This is a genomic window from Devosia sp. UYZn731, from assembly GCF_040546795.1.
Taxonomy (GTDB): Bacteria; Pseudomonadota; Alphaproteobacteria; order Rhizobiales; family Devosiaceae; genus Devosia.
In genome coordinates this window covers 235,098-252,223 of record NZ_JBEPOL010000006.1, presented here as the reverse complement: position 1 = coordinate 252,223, position 17,126 = coordinate 235,098, and the positions used below count along the sequence as shown (strand labels likewise).

The 17,126-nt window shown below is 63.9% G+C and carries 16 protein-coding genes; 2 read left to right on the top strand and 14 right to left on the bottom strand.

What is annotated here, in order from left to right:
* Positions 1-6 precede the first annotated feature (6 nt).
* Positions 7-543 carry a translation initiation factor IF-3 gene (gene infC / locus ABIB57_RS16450; RefSeq protein ID WP_354042436.1) on the bottom strand — a complete coding sequence of 179 codons (537 nt, stop codon included), beginning with the start codon at positions 541-543 and terminating at the stop codon, positions 7-9.
* A 174-nt stretch (positions 544-717) separates the two neighbouring features.
* On the opposite strand from infC, the gene ABIB57_RS16445 reads away from it, so the two are divergent.
* The gene (locus ABIB57_RS16445) at positions 718-1,491 is read left to right on the top strand and encodes an alpha/beta hydrolase (RefSeq protein WP_354042200.1); all 774 of its coding nucleotides are present in this window, start codon (positions 718-720) and stop codon (positions 1,489-1,491) included.
* Positions 1,492-1,652: 161 nt separating this feature from the next.
* Here ABIB57_RS16445 and ABIB57_RS16440 read toward each other — a convergent pair whose 3' ends face one another.
* The 6 genes from ABIB57_RS16440 to ABIB57_RS16415 are packed head-to-tail and all read right to left on the bottom strand — an operon-like array spanning position 1,653 to position 5,543.
* On the bottom strand, positions 1,653-2,309 hold the full coding sequence (locus ABIB57_RS16440) for a GNAT family N-acetyltransferase (RefSeq protein WP_354042199.1): 657 nt from the start codon (positions 2,307-2,309) through the stop codon (positions 1,653-1,655).
* Positions 2,306-3,172, bottom strand: a complete 867-nt coding sequence (locus ABIB57_RS16435) for an NAD-dependent epimerase/dehydratase family protein (protein ID WP_354042198.1) — start codon at positions 3,170-3,172, stop codon at positions 2,306-2,308. Before ABIB57_RS16435 ends, ABIB57_RS16440 begins: the two co-directional genes overlap by 4 nt.
* A complete protein-coding gene (gene queG / locus ABIB57_RS16430; RefSeq protein WP_354042196.1) occupies positions 3,172-4,305 on the bottom strand; it encodes a tRNA epoxyqueuosine(34) reductase QueG in 1,134 nt (377 codons plus the stop codon). Before queG ends, ABIB57_RS16435 begins: the two co-directional genes overlap by 1 nt.
* Positions 4,302-4,553: a CopG family antitoxin gene (locus tag ABIB57_RS16425; protein WP_354042195.1), complete on the bottom strand. Its 252-nt coding sequence runs from the start codon at positions 4,551-4,553 to the stop codon at positions 4,302-4,304. Before ABIB57_RS16425 ends, queG begins: the two co-directional genes overlap by 4 nt.
* Positions 4,543-4,827, bottom strand: a complete 285-nt coding sequence (locus ABIB57_RS16420) for a BrnT family toxin (RefSeq protein ID WP_354042193.1) — start codon at positions 4,825-4,827, stop codon at positions 4,543-4,545. The genes ABIB57_RS16425 and ABIB57_RS16420 overlap by 11 nt, the downstream gene beginning before the upstream one ends.
* Positions 4,828-4,865: 38 nt before the next feature.
* Positions 4,866-5,543 (bottom strand): glutathione S-transferase family protein, encoded by a 678-nt coding sequence (locus tag ABIB57_RS16415; RefSeq protein ID WP_354042192.1) that lies wholly within the window; start codon positions 5,541-5,543, stop codon positions 4,866-4,868.
* 135 nt (positions 5,544-5,678) lie between these two features.
* On the opposite strand from ABIB57_RS16415, the gene ABIB57_RS16410 reads away from it, so the two are divergent.
* Complete coding sequence (locus tag ABIB57_RS16410; protein WP_354042191.1) at positions 5,679-6,485, top strand: undecaprenyl-diphosphate phosphatase; 807 nt, start codon at positions 5,679-5,681, stop codon at positions 6,483-6,485.
* A gap of 134 nt (positions 6,486-6,619) precedes the next feature.
* Here ABIB57_RS16410 and ABIB57_RS16405 read toward each other — a convergent pair whose 3' ends face one another.
* The 7 genes from ABIB57_RS16405 to ABIB57_RS16375 form a co-directional block, all read right to left on the bottom strand.
* Positions 6,620-7,255, bottom strand: coding sequence for a LolA family protein (locus tag ABIB57_RS16405; RefSeq protein WP_354042189.1), 636 nt, complete (start codon positions 7,253-7,255; stop codon positions 6,620-6,622).
* A 96-nt stretch (positions 7,256-7,351) separates the two neighbouring features.
* A complete protein-coding gene (locus ABIB57_RS16400) occupies positions 7,352-9,022 on the bottom strand; it encodes a glycoside hydrolase family 3 protein (protein ID WP_354042188.1) in 1,671 nt (556 codons plus the stop codon).
* Positions 9,023-9,087: 65 nt separating this feature from the next.
* Positions 9,088-9,411 carry a thioredoxin gene (trxA, locus tag ABIB57_RS16395; protein ID WP_354042187.1) on the bottom strand — a complete coding sequence of 108 codons (324 nt, stop codon included), beginning with the start codon at positions 9,409-9,411 and terminating at the stop codon, positions 9,088-9,090.
* Between the two features lie 160 nt (positions 9,412-9,571).
* Positions 9,572-9,895, bottom strand: coding sequence for a thioredoxin (gene trxA, locus ABIB57_RS16390; protein WP_299746541.1), 324 nt, complete (start codon positions 9,893-9,895; stop codon positions 9,572-9,574).
* Positions 9,896-9,976: 81 nt separating this feature from the next.
* Positions 9,977-13,411 (bottom strand): double-strand break repair helicase AddA, encoded by a 3,435-nt coding sequence (addA, locus tag ABIB57_RS16385; protein WP_354042185.1) that lies wholly within the window; start codon positions 13,409-13,411, stop codon positions 9,977-9,979.
* Complete coding sequence (addB, locus tag ABIB57_RS16380; RefSeq protein WP_354042184.1) at positions 13,408-16,407, bottom strand: double-strand break repair protein AddB; 3,000 nt, start codon at positions 16,405-16,407, stop codon at positions 13,408-13,410. Before addB ends, addA begins: the two co-directional genes overlap by 4 nt.
* On the bottom strand, positions 16,404-17,096 hold the full coding sequence (locus ABIB57_RS16375) for a nucleotidyltransferase family protein (protein ID WP_354042183.1): 693 nt from the start codon (positions 17,094-17,096) through the stop codon (positions 16,404-16,406). The genes addB and ABIB57_RS16375 overlap by 4 nt, the downstream gene beginning before the upstream one ends.
* Between the last annotated feature and the right edge of the window lie 30 nt (positions 17,097-17,126).

The following is a 17,126-nucleotide window of genomic DNA, read 5'->3' as shown; positions in this document are numbered from 1 at the left end:
GAGCCCTTATTTGGGCGCCAGCACCATGACCATCTGGCGGCCTTCCGAGCGTGGCTGCGACTCGACCTTGGCCACGGTTTCGAACTGGTCCTTGACCTTGACCAGCAGCTGCATGCCGATGTCCTGGTGGGCCATTTCGCGACCGCGGAAGCGCATGGTCACCTTGACCCGGTCACCGTCGTCGAGAAAGCGTTCGACCGCCTTCATCTTGGTGTCGTAGTCGTGGGTATCGATATTGGGGCGGAGCTGGACTTCCTTGACCTCGATCACCTTCTGCTTCTTGCGCGCCTCGGCAGCTTTTTTCTGCGCGGCGTATTTGAAGCGGCCGAGGTCGAGCATCTTGGCGACCGGCGGCACGGCATTGGGAGAGATCAAGACCAGGTCAAGACCCTGTTCCTGGGCTTCTGCGAGCGCGATGCGGGTGTTGACGATCCCGCGATTCTCGCCTTCAGCGTCGATGAGCTGGACATCGGCACTGGTGATATCTTCGTTAGAGGGCGGCCCATCTTTCTGGGGCGCAACTGGTCTCATGGGACGACGAATGGCAAACGTTCCTTGTATTGACAAACCAAATGGTGAAATCAGCCATAAAATCGTGTTAGCGCAGGCATAAGTCAACAGGCAAACGCGCACAAAATGCGCCCTGTTGCGCCTTTGCGCCCGCGCCGGGCCACCATCGCTGGTTAGGCTTTATAACATCGAAAGAGGCTGCGACCTATGCCCAACATACAAAGCGCGACACTGACGGTTGGAACCGGTTCGGAAGCCCGCGCCATCGCCATGGAAACGCGCAGCGGCGGGTCGCCCGGGCTGTTCTGGCTGGGCGGATTTCGTTCGGATATGATCGGTGCCAAGGCCATGGCGCTGGACGCGCTGGGCGCCGAAAAGGGCCTTGCGGTGACGCGGTTCGACTATTCGGCGCATGGGGTTTCGGGCGGCGATTTCGAGCAAGGCACTATCAGCCGCTGGCTGGAAGAAGCCCAGGCGGTGTTCGCCACCACCACCGGCCCGCAGATCATCGTCGGCTCCTCGATGGGCGGCTGGATCGCGCTGCTGCTGGTCAAGGCGATGCTGGCAGCCGGCACGCAGCGGACCAAGGGGCTGGTGCTGATCGCGCCCGGCGTCGACATGACCCATGAGCGCATGCTGCCGGAGTTTTCGCCAGAGCAGCATGAGTCGCTGCAAAATCTGGGCTATGTCGACCGCCCCTCGCAATATTCCAGCACGCCGTACCGCATCACCCGAAAACTGATCGAGGACGGCAAGCAGCACCTGCTGTTCGGCGGGGTGATCGAGACCGGATGTCCCGTGGTCATCCTGCAAGGCGGGCAGGACCCCGATGTGCCACAGGCCGCGGCGATCAAGCTGGTGACCCATATCCTGCACGACCCGGTGACGCTGACGCTGATCCCCGACGGCGATCATCGCTTAAGCCGGCCGGAGGATTTGGCCCGACTGCGGGCGGCGGTGATGGGGCTGGTGGAGGGGTAGGACGTTATGCGCCAGCGCTTCGTCACCTCTCCCTTGGGGGAGAGGTCGACCCTCTTGGGTCGGGTGAGGGGGCCTTTGTTGGGTCAGGCGTTTGGGGAAGGCCCCCTCACCCGTCGCTGCGCGCCGACCTCTCCCCCAAAGGGAGAGGTGAAGTGTCTGCCCTACCCCCGCACCACCAGCTTGCTCTTCTGCGCCCCATCGGGCCCAAAATTATCCGGTGCCAGCCAGCGCTCATATTCCGCACGCAGTGCGGGCCATTCGCCGTCGATGATCGAAAACCATGCCGTGTCGCGGTTCTCCCCCTTGGCGATCCGGTCCTGCCGGAACATGCCCTCGTATTGAAACCCGAAGCGCAGTGCGGCCGCCTTGGAGGCGAGGTTGAGATTGTTGGTCTTCCACTCGAAACGCCGATAGCCAAGATCGTCGAAGGCGTGGCGAGCGAACAGGTATAGCGCCTCGGTGGCGACGCGCGAGCGGGCCATGGCGAGGCCCCAATAGACGCCGCCGATTTCAATCGAGGCGTGTTCGGGGAAAATGCGCATCCAGCCCTGATGACCCACGGCGCGGCCACTGGCCTTGTCGATCACCGCCACATAGGTTTCGGTATGCGACAGGGTGACGTCGTTGATCCAGCTTTCCATGTCGCCCAGGTTTGCCGGCGGCTCCTTGAACAGCCAGCGATAGCGCTCGGGCACGCCCTCGCCGATGGAGGCCGCATACAGGTCCGCCGCATGGTGGATGGCTATGGGTTCAAGCCTGGCATACTTGCCGCTGAGGACGATACGCTGCGGGGCGGATTTTGCGGGCTGAACGGTCATGGTTGTCTCGACAGGCAATCGGCGAGCCCCTCGCGGTAAGTGGGAAACAGCAGGTCGATGCCCAAGGCGCTCTTGATGGCGGCATTGGAGACGCGCTTGTTGTCGGCATAAAACGAGCGCTGCATCGGGGTGAGGTCGGCACTATCGAAGGCGATCTCTGGCGGCGGCGACACGCCCGCCATGGCGGCCGCATGGGCAATCACATCCTGGGGCGGGGCCGGTTCGTCATCGGACACGTTGAAGGTGCCGTCCAGTTTCTGTTCCGCCGCCAAAGCGGTGATGCGGCCAATATCGGCGACATGGATGCGGTTAAACACCTGGCCGGGCTTGACGATGCGCTGCGAGGTCCGGGCAGCGAGCTTATCGAAGGTAGAGCGACCGGGGCCGTAAATGCCCGCAAGGCGCAGGATGGTGAGCGGCACACCGCGCTCGGCTGCGTAATCGCGCCAGGCCTGTTCGGCCAGCACGCGCCGGTCGGAGCGGGCATTGCGCGGCACCAGCGGGGCGGTCTCGTCGATCCAGGCGCCACCGAAATCGCCATAGACCCCGACAGTGGAATAATAGCAGAGCCAGGCCAGGCTCGGCGCGGCGTCCAGATCGGCACGATGATGGATCAGCGCGGGATCGCCCGCCTCGTCGGGAGCGATGGACAGCACCACATGGGTGGCGTTGCGCAATTCGGTGCCCAGGGTATGACCCGGCGCGGCGCCATCGAAGACGTGCGCGGAAATATCGTGTTTCGTCAGCGCCGCCGCGCCCGCTGGCGTGCGCGAGGTGCCGGCGATGACGGCGGATGCATCATGCGCAAAAATGGCCCGCGCCGCGGCCTTCGACGAAAAACCCATGCCGAAAAAGAAAAACATCAGAGGTCCGCGGTCCATTCGAGACTGACGCTGTTGTGGCTTTCCCGGCCCAGAGAAGCAAGCCTTTGCGCATCGGCCCGCGCCGGGGCCAGCCGCCGCAGAGCCCAGATGGCGGCCCCACGCACCAGCGGGTTTTCGGCATCGAGCCGGGCCTCGGCCAGTGGCGCCAGATCGGCATCGCCGCTATTGCCCACCGCGATCAGCACATTGCGCAGGAACCTTGCATGCCCGATCCGCTTTATCGGCGAGGCGGCGAACAGGCTGCGGAAGCCATCATCGTCCAGTCGCGCCAGATCGGCGAGCGCGGGGCGTTCGAGATCGGCACGGGCGCGCAGCTTGGCCTCGCGGCTGACGCTGGCAAACTTGTTCCAGGGACAGACGGCCAGGCAATCGTCGCAGCCATAAATGCGATTGCCCATCGGCACGCGGAATTCGTGCGGAATTGGGCCCTGATGCTCGATATTGAGATAGGCGAGGCACTTTCGCGCATCGAGCTGGAACGGCGCCGGGAAGGCATTGGTGGGGCAGATATCCAGGCACCGCGTGCAGGAGCCGCAACTTTCCTCATGCGGGGTGCTGGGCGGCAATTCAGCCGAGGTGAAAATTGCCCCGAGGAACAGCCATGACCCGAACTCCCGGCTGACCAGCACGGTGTGCTTGCCCTGCCAGCCGAGCCCAGCCGCCTCTGCCAGCGGCTTTTCCATGACCGGGGCGGTATCGACGAAGACTTTCACCTCCGCACCCGAGCGCCGCGACAAGAGACCAGCGAGCTCTTTGAGCTTGCCCTTGATGATTTCGTGATAGTCGCGATTGCGCGCATAGACGGAAATCGTGCCGCGATCACGTTCGCCCAAAACGGCCAGCGGATCACTCTGCGGGCCATAGTTGACACCGAGCAGGATGATCGAGCGCGCCTCGGGCCATAGCGCATTCGGACTTCCGCGCCGCTCGGCGGTCTCGGCCATCCACTCCATATCGCCATGCCAGCCAGCATCGAGCGCGGCATTAAGCTTGGCGGGAAGATCGGGGCGCGACGACGCGGCGGCAATGCCAAAACTGTCGAAACCGAGCGCCGTGGCACGGGCACGCAGTTCGGCGATGAGCTTGTCGGTGGATTGTGGCTGCGCCGTCACCGACCTGCGATATCCTGCTCGAGCAATTGGCGGATATAGCGGGTGTAGGGGATGCCCTTCTCCTGCGCCTTGCCCTTGAGGGCTTCGAGCAAGGATGATGGCAGGCGCATGTTCAATTGCGCTGCCTTCGGTTTGAACTCGAATGGAGAAGGCTTGAACTGGCTGAAATCAAGGTCTGACAAGTCCTGCTCAAGAAAGGCCTCTGCCTCGTCGTCCGTTTTGAACTCGGGAACTTTTCTACCGCCCATAATTCTTGAACTCCTTGGCGTGCATAAAGCGCGCACTGATAGGCCTGACCAGCAGTCGGCCGCCCTGCTGCCGGGTTGTGAATGCAACAAAGAGCGGGCGTTCAGTCGCGGTTCGCCCAATGGCCAGGAACCGCTGTTCGTCGATCGAGTGCTTCACATCTTCCGCGATGACATGAGGCCTGGCGAACAGCGATTGGATGTCCTCAATTGAAACGCCGTGGCGCTGGCATTTGGCAAGATTGCCCACATTCCAATCAAAGCCCGCAATCTCCATAGCACATTCCTATACGAATGTATATACATTTTGCAGGCTCAGAAATCCAGATCCGCATAACCCACATGCGGCGGCATCGCCACAACCCGATCATTCAGCAACGTGCGAAACGCCGGGCGCGATTTGATGCGGGAGTACCAGAGGCGGGTTTCGCCGGCTTTGCCCCAGTCGATATCGCCCAGATAATCGAGCGTCGACAGATGCGCGGCCAAGGCAAAATCGGCCAGGGTCAGGCTATTGCCGGCCAGCCATTGGCGGGTGGCGAACAGCCAGTTGAAATACAGCATATGCTCGTTGAGATTGACCTTGGCCGCACGCAGTACCGACGGCTCCGGGGTCGCGCCGCGCTGGTCGCGCTTGGCGATTTTTTCCTCGAGGATATAGCGGGTCACCTCGTCATTGAGCTTGAACAGCACCCAGTCCATCAGCCGCCACATTTCGGCGCGGGCCGGGGCACTGGACGGGATCAGGCCTTCGACCACGCTGGGCGTATACTGCTCCTCGATGGCGTGGATGACGGCCAAGAGCCCCACCACCGGTGCGTCATGCTCGCCCATCATGATGGGCAGCGTGGCGGCCGGGTTGATTTCGAGCAGGCCCGGTTCGCGCAGCCACGGCTTGATCTCCTCCACGTCCAGCGGCACGCCATATTCAGCGCACATCAGCCGTGCAAGGCGAGAGGACGGGTCGAGAGGATGGTGCAGCAGAGTGGGCATTCGGCACGCTCTTTCTTACAAATTATTACATTTTGCCGTCAGCCCCAGCGGCTTCTTGGCGGCTCGCGCGAACCACGCTATGAGCGTAGCAGCCTACGCGGCGCCAAGCAGCCAGAATTAGGGGATCATCTGAACGTGGATCAAGGTCTTTTTGTGCCGCTCGTCCTGGGAATTCTGGAAGGGCTTACCGAATTCTTGCCAGTCAGCTCGACCGGGCATCTTTTATTGGCCGGTCATTTCTTCGGACTGACGCAGCCGGCCGCCTTTATCGTGCTGATCCAGCTCGGGGCGATCCTGGCGATCGTCACCATCTATTTCGCCAAGCTGGTGACTTTGATCCGCGATGCCCTGACCGGGAAAGCCTATGCGTGGCGCTTCGCGCTGGCGGTGATCCTGGCCTGCGTGCCGGCGATTATCGCGGGCGTTCTGCTGCATGACGTGATCCAGGGCGCGCTATGGGAATCGCCCGTGCTGATCTGTTCGTGCCTACTGGTTGGTGGCGTGATCCTGTTGATCGTGGACCGCATGCCCAAGCGGGTCATTTACGACGATATCTACCAGTATCCCTGGTATCTGGCGCTGATCATCGGACTGTTCCAGATGCTCAGCCTGGTTCCCGGCGTGTCGCGTTCGGGCTCGACCGTGGTGGGCGCCATGCTGTTCGGCGCCAGCAAGCGCTCGGCGGCCGAATTCACCTTCTTTATCGCCCTGCCGATCATGATCGGCGCCTTCGGCTACGATCTCTACAAAAGCCGCGACCTGATCGACATGAGCGCAGGGCTCAATATCGCCATCGGTTTTGCGGCCGCCTTCGTGGTCGGGGCGATCGTGGTGCGATATCTGCTGAACTTCGTGTCGAGCTACGGTTTTGCGCCCTTCGCCTGGTGGCGGATCATCGTCGGCGCCGCGGGTCTCGTGGCGATTTTCGTGTTCGGGAAGTAAGGCCACCATCCACTGGACCTTCCCGCGGGCTTGACCCGCGGGCCACTCTCAACACGGCACAAGCGGCGAGAGGCCCGCGGATCAAGTCCGCGGGAAAGCCGGTGTATGAGGAGCGCGAAGCCAGCCAGCCAGCGTTACCGCTTGGTTGAAGGATCCAGCCCCTTATACGTCGCCGGGATCGAGAAATACGAGCGCGGGATGTCGACGCCTTTTTCGACGTCATAGAGCGAGAAGGTCAACTCCGACCCGCTCGGCTCCACCAGGCTCCACTGCACGAGGTCCATGGTGGCGACATCGAAGATCAGCGACACCTGCACCGTGCCGGCGGCGGTCTCGTCGCTGAGCACGACCGTCATATAGCCATCCGCATCAGTGACATCGAGCACGTTGGCGGCCAGCAGATCGATCTTGTCGCCGAGAAACTGGCGCAGCGGGATCGAGTCCTGAGGGTAGGCGTAATAGGTTTCGTCGGCCCGGTTGAGCACGTAAAAACCCCGACCCACCGACACGATCTCTTCCTTGCTGGGCGGATTGTAGCGGAAGCGGATTTTGTCGGGGCGTTCGAGAAAGAACGTGCCCTCGGTGCGCCCGCCATTGGTGTCGATCTGCAGGAACCGGCCCACCATGGTGCGGATCGCCGAATTATGGGCGCCGATGTCGGTGATCAACTGCTGTTCGTCGGGGCTCAGCGCGCGATCCAGCGCCAGCGCGGGAAGCGTCGAGGCCAGGGCGGCGGTGAGGCCAAGCAGCAGTGCATCGCGACGAATCATGACTATCGGGTCCCTTAATGTATCGGGTGAGTATTGGTCGAGCCTAACCTATGAGGCAATTGCGGCAACAGGTGGAAGGTTCCGTTCAGGCCCGGTTCAATAACGCGCCTGCTCGCTGTCGCAGAACGCATCCACGGGGCTATTGCCGGCCCATTGCGTGCGCCCCAGTAGCGCCTCGACCACCGCCTCCTGCAGCGGTTCTGCTGTCCCATAGGCGTTGATATAGGTCTTCACCCGCGGCGCGTCGTAGAGGTAATAGGGATAACCGAACGAGATCATCAGCGTCGGCACCTCGTGCCAATAGCGATGCATGGCGCCGAACAGGTTGCCGGTCAGCTTCATCCAGTCGAGGAAGATGCTGCTGCGCGTCAGCAGCGTCTCGTCGCCGAACAGATACAGCACCAGATCGAAATCGCGCGGATTGACGGTCGTGCCGGGCGTAAACAGCGTCACCGCAAAGCCCTCGCGTTGCAGCCGCTCGGGCACGCTGAACGCCACCGGTCCGGGCGCCAGCGGCATGACGATATCGCCGGTAAATACCAGCACGCGCCGATGCCGCTCGGGGCTCAGCGGCAGCAGGTTCTGCGTATCCTTGACCAGGGTCGGCACCCGGCCGGTGACCGAACGGGCGGTGATGGCGCTGGCCGGGTCCCCCAACACCGCGCGCGCCGTTTCAAGCTCGGGCGGCAGTTGCGCCTTGTGCAGGCCCAGTCTGGCCTTGAGCGCCAGGATACGCGTCACGGCCTCATCGACCCGCTCCTGGGTCAGCCTGCCATCGGCGATGGCCGAGACCAGCCGCATCAGGTCGGCATCGGGATCGTCGGAAAACAGGATCACGTCGCAGCCGCTGGAGATCACCTCGGGCAGCGTCACGTCGCGCGGACCCCAATCGCCCAGCCCCGCCATGGCGGTGGCGTCCGAAACAATCAGCCCGTTGAAGCCGAGCCGCTGGCGCAGCAGGGTCTGGTTCAGCACGGCGCTGATCGAGGCCGGGCGGAACGCTTCGTTGCCCGCCTCGGGATCGAGCTGACGCACGAAGGCCGGGAAGGCGATGTGGCCAGCCATCACCGCCAGCACGCCAGCCTCGATGGCGGCGCGATAGAGGCGGCCGAATTTGGCGTCCCACTCGGCAAAGCTCAGCGGGTTGACGGTGGTCACCAGATGCTGGTCGCGATCGTCGAACCCTTCGCCCGGCCAGTGCTTGACCGTCGCCGCCACGTCATTGACCTGGAACGCCGCGATCTGCGCCAGCGCATGACGCTCGATCCGGTCGACATCGCTGCCATAGGAGCGGGTGCCCACAATGGCGCTCTTGAAGGCGGCGTTGATATCGACGACCGGGGTAAAGCTCCAGTTGAGCCCCACGGCGTGGGCCTCGCGCGCCATGATGGTAGCAATCGCCTCGGTGGCCGCCACATCGTCGGCCGCCGCCAGCCCCAGCGGGTTGGGCACGGCGGTGCCGAATGGCAGGCTCATGCGGCTGCCCTCGAGATCGGCGCTGATCAATGGTGGGATCGCCGAGCCGGACATCAGGTCACGCGCCAGGCCGATTTCGCTCTCGAGATCGGGCGTGAACACGCGCGTGATGCCGCCCGGCTTGAAGCGCAAAACGCTGTCGAGGAAGCTCTCGGGGGCGCCGCGCACCATCAGCACAAACAATTGTGCCAGCTTGTCGCGCGGCCCCAGCCCGGCCAGGGTGGTGGACACCCAGGCCATCGCATCGTCATCGAGATTGAACGGCGCCGCCGTCAGATCGATATGGGCCATGACGAAAATCCTCCAAAGTCTTTGTTTTTCTTAAGACTTAGCAGAGGCACGTACGCTTGGGCAAATCAGGCGGCGTGGCTTTCCAGCCACTTGAGCAATTGCACCCGCGACTGCCCTGCGCCGACCTTGATGTCGACCGGCTGGCCATTCTTGAACACCATCAGCGTCGGCATGGCGCGCACGCCATATTGACTGACAATGGCTGGATTGCTGGCGATGTCGATCTTGACGATCTTGGCCCGGCCGGCCAGCTCGACCGACAGCGTATCCATGATCGGGTCCATGGCCAGGCACGGCTGGCACCATTCGGCCCAGAAATCCACCAGCACCGGCTCGCGCGCCTGCAGCACTTCGGCAGAAAAATCGGCATCGGTCACTTGGTTGGCCATGGTGTGTCTCCGGTTGCGGGAGGGGGAGACTAGGCTGAGTCGCAGAGGGGCGACAGCAACGACATTCCAAGTTGGCGGGTCGGTGCGAACTATCCCACCCACCAACAAAAACACCGCCGGATCGATCCGGCGGTGTTTGAAAATTTCAAATCAGGAAAGCTTAAGCCGCGTGGCTGGTGAGCCACTTGGAGAGGCCGGCCTTGGGTGTGCCCGCGCCGATCTTCATGTCGGCAGCTTCGCCGCCCTTGAACAGGATCATGGTGGGGATCGAGCGAACGCCGTACTTGGCGGTGGTCGAGGGGTTCTCGTCGACGTTGAGCTTGACGATCTTGACCTTGCCGGTCAGTTCCGTCGACAGCTCATCGAGCACGGGGGCGATCGCCAGGCACGGCCCGCACCACTCGGCCCAGAAATCCACGAGGACTGGCTCTTTGGAGTTGAGGACTTCCTCGCCAAAATCGGCGTCGGAAACATGTTGAGTCATTTGGGGTTTGCCTTTGGGGTTGAAAGCGACGGTCTGTGTGATCCAAAAGCTGGTGCGAGTCCAGCCTGTCTTCAAGTCGTGTCACCGAAGGGTGAAACCTACGGCAGCCTCCGCCAGCAGGTCCGGCGGCAATTCCATCAACGATTCCAATGCGGTCCACAGGATGGCTGCCCGCACCGTACGGCCGGGGAACAGCTGACCTGCAACCAGCGCATAAAGTCCCAACTGGGTTCGATAATTCTGTGGCACCTGTTTCGGTTCCGCGGGAGGCGCCGCGTCGGATTTGTAGTCCACCACCAATACACTAGAGTCGTCAACGATTAGCCTATCGATCCGTCCGGCCAGTTGCACGGGCGCTCCGTCGCGCAGCACGTCGAGGGCGAACGCGACTTCGGCCCTGCTGCTCACGCCAAAGACATGGGCCAGTTCGGGGCGCGCCAGGATCGCAATGGCCTTGTCACCCACGGCCTCGTGCTGCCTGGGCAAGGTCGGCAGCAGAACCGGCATGGCCTTGGGCACGACAACCGGCCACAGGGCTGGATCGAGCTTGGGCAAATGCTGCAGCAGGGCATGCAGCGCGATGCCGCTTTTGCGCGATGCATCGGCATCGGCCACCCGCTCGGCGGCGCTGTCGAACACGGTCATCCCCGCGCTCACATGCACTGATGAGGGACTGACGATCACCGGAGCCGCATAAGCCGGCAAGGGCTGCAGCGCGGTGCCGATATCGATCGGCGGCGCGGCATTCTCGACCGTCACCACCGGTTTCGGCTCCGGCCGCACCAGCGGATAGACCAGCGCATTCTCCTTGCCATCGGCATCAACGACGCTCTGCGCCAGCGGCCGCAAGGCGCCCTCGATCGCCTCGTACCAGGTGCCCTTGAGCTGCCCGCCCGCATCGCGCGCCGCGGTCAGCGCCCCGGTGACGTAAAGTTCATCTTCAGCCCGGGTCATCCCCACATAGAGCTTGCGCCAATATTCCTGTTCCTGCTTGCCCTTAAAGATATCGCGCTGCGCCAGGGTCTGCGGCACATGGTTCTTTTCGCCCGAGGCATGGATCAGCAGCGGCCCCGGGCTTTCGGCCAGCACATAGAGCGGCTTGCTGACCTGCCTGCCGGCCGGCTTGCTGGCCGCATCGGCCAGGATCACGATCGGCGCTTCCAGCCCCTTGGCGCCATGCACGGTCATCACCCGCACGCCCGAACCAGCCTCGGCCAGCTCGCGCTTGATCGATACATCTCTTTCGCGCATTTCCGCGACGAAGCCCTGCAGCGACGGTTGTTCCTTCTGCTCGTGGCCCAGCGCCAATTCCAGCAGTTCGGCAAACACCTCGTCCACCTCGGTTCCGAGCCGCGCATGAAACCGCTTGAGCCCACCCTCGGCATACAGCACCGCCGCGAGGAATTCGAACGGCCGCTCAAAGTCCAGCTGCCCCCGCCAGCGCGACAGTTTTTCGAATGCCACCATACATTCCGGCAGCATGCATGTGTGCAATGCCTGCCACAGCGTTTCATTTTTGGCGCGCGGCTGTGCCAGCGCGAACAGCTCATCCTCCGAAATATCGAACAGCGGCGAGCGCAGCAGCGCCGCCAGTTGCAGGTCATCGGCGGGATTGAGCAGCACGTCGCACAGCGCCAGCAGGTCCAGCACCGCGATGTGGCCGGTCACCTTGAGCCGGTCGGCGCCGGGCGTTGGAATATTGCGCCGCCGCAACGCGCGGATGATTTCCTGGAACAGCGCATTGCGCGATTGCACAAGAATCAGCACGTCATCGGCCCTGACCGCCTTGCCACGATTGGCCAGCGGGCGCCCCTCTGCGATCCAGCCAGCAATCTCGCCCGCAATGCATTCGGCCACCTGGCGCGGCGCCGTGCGCTCGGCATCGACCGGTTCGGTGGGCCATTCGCCCGGCTGAATGACGCTGGCCAATTGCTGCAGCGGCGGCCACAGTGTCACCGTGCCACCCGGTTCTGAGCGGGCGGTATCGTGATGCACCTTCTCGGTCGAGAGCAGCGCCTCCTGGATATCGGGCCGGTCGGAAACCTTATCCACCGCCTCCAGAATGCCGCGCAAAGTGCGAAAACTGGTATGCAGCGGCAGCCAGGCGAAATCGCGTTTGGCGTCCGCCGCCAGGTCCTTGAACAATTGTCCCGTCTCGCCGAACAGCGCCGGCTCCGCCCCTTGGAACGAATAGATCGACTGCTTCTGGTCGCCCACCGCGAACAGCGAGCGTGGCCGCTGCACGGCGCTGGCGCCACGGAAGAATTCGTCGGCAATCGCCCGCACGACGCGCCACTGCTCGGGATTGGTGTCCTGGCTCTCATCCACCAGAATATGGTCGATCCCGGCGTCGAGCTTGTATTGCACCCACGGCCCAAGCTCGGAATTTTCGAACAGGTCGCCGAGCTTCTGCACCAGGTCGTCAAAATCCAGCAGCGCCCGGGCCCGCTTGCGCGCTTCGTAATTGTCCGAAATTGCCCCCACCACGTCGAGCACGGCTTCGCTGCGCTCGATCAGCAGTGCATGGCGCCGCAGCGCCGCCAGATGCGCCAGCCGCTCCGCCTCCGCCAGCAACAGTTCGGCTAAAGCCGGATCGGTCAGGCTCACCGCCTTGACGGGAAACCGCGCCGGCACGGTGCCATCGTCCTTGAGAAATGCCCCCATCCAGTGCGCCGCCGTCGGCAGGCGAACATTGAGCCGCGCCAGCCGATCCTCGAAGCGATTGCCACCGGCCTTGGGTGGGGTAATCGCCAGCAGCCGCGCCACTTCGGCCGGCCCCACCAGCCGCTCGCCCACGATCATCTCGGCAATCTGCGCGCTACCCGGTCCATTATCGAACCCCGTCAGCGCCCGCAGGCGCGCCTTGGCCCCGGCTCGATCGGCCAGCACGGCCTTGAGCTTGCGCCCGTCGGCCAAGGCCGCGTCGATGGCCTCGGCGATGGAAAAATCGCTCAGCAGGCCGAACAGCGTCTCGACCGCCTCGGCATGCGCTCCCCCCTTGAGGCCGCTGGCCAGCACCATTTCGCGCGCCGCCAGCACCATGCCGGCCCGCTCTTCCTCCTCGATCACGCTGAAATCGAACGGCACTGCCGCTTCCAGCGGAAACCGATGCAGCACCGATTCGCAGAAGGCGTGGATGGTGACGATCTTGAGCCCGCCCGGCGTTTCCAGCGCCTTGGCGAAGAGCGTGCGGGCCAGCGCCCGCAGGTCATCGTCGATGGCGCCGGGCACCACCTTGCGCAGCTCGATTTCCAACTCCGCCGGCGGCATGATCGCCCAACGCGCCAGGAGCCCGGACACCCGCCGCCGCATCTCGGCCGCTGCCGCCTTGGTATAGGTGAGGCAGAGGATCGATTGCGGCGCTACATTGGCCAGCAGCAGGCGCAGCACGCGCTGGGTCAGCACATGGGTCTTGCCCGAGCCCGCATTGGCTTCGACCCAGATCGACCAAGCCGGATCTGCGGCCTTGCGCTGATTGGCCTCGGTCTGGGCGGGAACGCGCAGTTCGCCTCTCACAGCTCGTCCTCCTCGCCGTCGATCGCGGTCCATTCGGCCATGCGCGCCAGATGCTCATAGGCCCCGGCAAAGCGCTGGTTCGGCAGCGGCAGGATGCGCGCCAGCATGGGCGTATCGCGAAACAGGAAGACATCGACATGGCGCTGCATGCGCCGGCTGGCCTCGTCCGCCGCGTCCATTAGCCCGAACGCATCGGCCAGCGTAAAATCCTTAGGCACGAAGGCCTCGGGCCCAAGCCCGACCTTCACATAGGTCAGCGCGCTGGTATCGGCCCCGCCGATTCCCGCCATCGCACCTGCTCCCCCCATCGCCGCCTCCAGCAACAGTTGCGGCGCCTCAAAAGCCTTCATCGTCCCCGGCGTCGGTGGCGAGCCGGTCTTGAAATCGATGATTTCCAGCGTGCCGTCGACCATTTCGTCAACCCGGTCGGCGCGCCCGGTCAGGGTAAAGCCGCTGGGCAGTTTCCACTCACCGTCGATCTCCGCATGCCGCAGCTTGACCCGCTCATTGCGCTCACGCTCGAACTCCAGAAAAAACCGTGCGGCGGTATCGAAGCGGCGCAGCCAGATATCGCGACGCTCGCCGATGGCGTCGAGCCCGGCAAAACCCTCGACCGCCATGGCATTGAGCGTGTCCAGTGCGTCGGGCGCCATCACGTCGCAGCGCTCGATGACGAAGCGGGCAAAGATGTCATGGATGATATTGCCACGCTCGCGTGCATCAGGACTTTCGCCCAGCTTGTCCATCGGCCGGAGCTTCAGCACGTGCTTGGCATAGACATCGTAGGGCGAGCGCATCAGCGTCTCGATCTCGGTCACCGACAGCTTTTTGGGGCGCAGGTCGGCACTCGGATTGGGGGCGGGGGGCGTGGCCTGCTGAATATCGCTCACCCCATCCAATTGCCGTGCTGCTTCCAGCCAGACCTGGCCTTTGGCCCGCATCGCTTTTGAGGCATCAACGCCCGCGAACGCTTCCAGCCGTTGCACCAGCCGCGAGGCGATGGCCGGACTGGTGCCCAGCCGCTCCGAATACGCCACGATCACCGCGCCATTGCCCATGGCCTGGGCGAAGTCATGCGCGGCGAGGCCCGATTGCCGCTCGGGCGGCTCCAACCCCGCGGCCAGCCGCATGCCACGGCTCAACCACGGCCCTGGATCCGCCGGTTCGGGCCACTTGTCTTCGTTGAGGGCGGCGAGAATCAGTAGGTCTGGATTTTGCAGTCGCGCTTCGAGCTGCCCCCAGATGAAAATATCCTGCCGCCTTACGTCACTGGTGCGAACCTGAAAGCCAAGCATGAGCGCGGCCAGCACATTATCGAGCCCGCGCGGCGGGAATTTGAGCCCCTCACCCTTTTGAGTCCGAAGCTCGATAGCCCAATCGTTCAGTTCGCGACGGCCGGGCAGCTGCGCGCCGTCCGCCACGGCATCGAATGCCGCCATCAGCGCCGCCCCGAAACGGCCCGAATCAGTTTCGGATTTTTCCAGCAGGGCCAGCAGTGGCGACAAAGACGCCTCGATGCGCGCGAAGAGACCGTTGATCTCCTGCCGGTCCGTCTCGTAGAGGCGCCGGGAGGGATATTTGGTGGCGCCCGAAATATTGGCCTCAAGCAGCATCCGCAATCCGCCGAGCCCCGGACTGGCACGCTGCCCGCGCAACAAGCCAAGCTCGATTTTGTCGGCCAGCACGTTGATCTGCTCGCGCTCCATCCCGAAGAGCGCCGCACGATTGCGCAGCAGCGCCATCAGGTCGACCGCGCCGCAGTCCTTGACAGCCAGCGCCAGGATTTGCCGCGCCAGCCGTCCCGCTGCCGAATGGAACAGCGGCACCCCGGCCGCATCGTCGACGGTGACGCCGAAGCGGCCCAGCTCCGCCGCGATGCGCCGCGCCAGATTACGGTCGGGCGTAATGATGCCGACGGTGCGGCTTTGCGCCAGAGCATCGCGCGCCGCGAGTGCCACCGCCCGCGCTTCTTCGTCCTCGGTGCGGGCGCTTATCAGGCTCAGGCCGCCGATGGCGTGCTCCAGTTGCGGCTGCGTCAGTTTCTGCCCGGCCCACAGCGCCGTATCATCCGTCAGCGCCAGCGCGCGGCGCAGCAGCGTGGTACGCTGGACCTCGCCCCCGGCCAGTTCGATCACATCGCCGACGCCGGCGCCCAGCGCGCGCAGCAGCTTGGCCATGCCGTACTGCGGATGGCCGTGCGGATTCTTGGCATTGTTGAGCAGATCGGCATGCCCCTCCGCGGTCATGCCGGTATCGAAGCCCGGCAAGACGACCGATCCGCGCGGCAGTTTGGCGATGGCCGCCAGCAGCCGTGCGGTCGCGGGGATGGAGCCGGTCGAGCCCGCCGCGATCACCGGCCGGTCGCCATAGACCAAAGCCGCGGCCGCCGCCTGCCGGTCGAGCCGCAGATTGCGCAGATGGGCAGCATCGGCGGTGTTGGTGGCCTTGAGCCGCTCGGGCCAATAGCCGAGCACGATCTTGAGAAATTCCAGCGTCTGCTGCCAATTCTCCGCCAGGTCATCGGGCACGATGCCATTGAGCTGGCTGGCGCCGGCATCCTGGGTGGTGAGATCATCGAGCAGCCCGCCCAGCGATTCCGCCATGGCGAGAATTTCGGCAGCGTTGGGCGGATTGGCAAACGCCTGCTGCCCCTTGGCGGTCTTGGCCCAGGCCGAGACCAGCCAGCTCAGCACCAGCCGCCGCTCCAGCGTCGAAACAGTCCCCGGCAATACCGGCAGGTCGAACGGCGGCAGGAAGGGTTCCTCGTCCTCCACCTGTCCGCCAAAGGTACGAATATCGGGCAGCAGCCCGGTGCCGCGCCGCGCAAAATCCTCCGCCAGCGCCAGCTTGGCCCGCCGCGTCGGCACCACGATGGTGATGTCGCTGAGCCAGAACGGGCCGCTTCGGTCCCAGCCATTGAGCAGTGCACAATCCAGCACGCGGTCAGCCAGCGTTGCAAGGAACTTTGCATGCGGAGCAATGGAGAACAGCGTCATGCCAGCGCGGCCTCGGCTTCGGCCAATCCCTTGGCGTCCCCGACATGATGCCATGACGCATTGAGCGCAACGCCGAACAGTGTCTCGCGCTCCAGCGCCGCTTCGATCAACGGATAGAAGGAGAATGCCCCATCAGGGCTATCGGCGAACACCGATTTGGCGACCAGCGCCACGCCGCCATAGATCACCGGGGCGCCATAGTCGCGCGTGACGCGGCCGAACGGATCGAGGCAGAAATCATGACTGCGGGCAAAGCCGGTGGCCCGGCCGGGATGCACGCAAAGCAGCACGATGTCCGCATCGCCCTGCTCGAATTTCGCCATCATCCGCCCCAGCGGGGCATCGCTCCCCGCCGGCCAGAAGGCATCGGTGTTCATCACGAAAAACGGATCGGCATGCAGCATGGGCAGCGCATATTTCACCCCGCCCCCGGTACCGAGCAGCGTTTCCTCGCGTGAAATCTTGAGGCCACCGGCGAAATGCACCAGCAACTGGTCCGGCAGATAATGCGCATTGGCCACGAAGCGCTTGGCGCCTTCCGCCCGCGCATTGCCCATGACGCGCTCGATCAGCGGAATGCCCGCGACGGGGATCAGGGGCTTGGGCACGGTTTCGGTGAGCGGCCGCAGCCGCGTGCCAAGGCCCGCAGCCAGCAGCATCACGTCGGGGAATCGGGTGGGAGAATCCATGGCGGGATATGAGCGGGTGGGACATGGGAT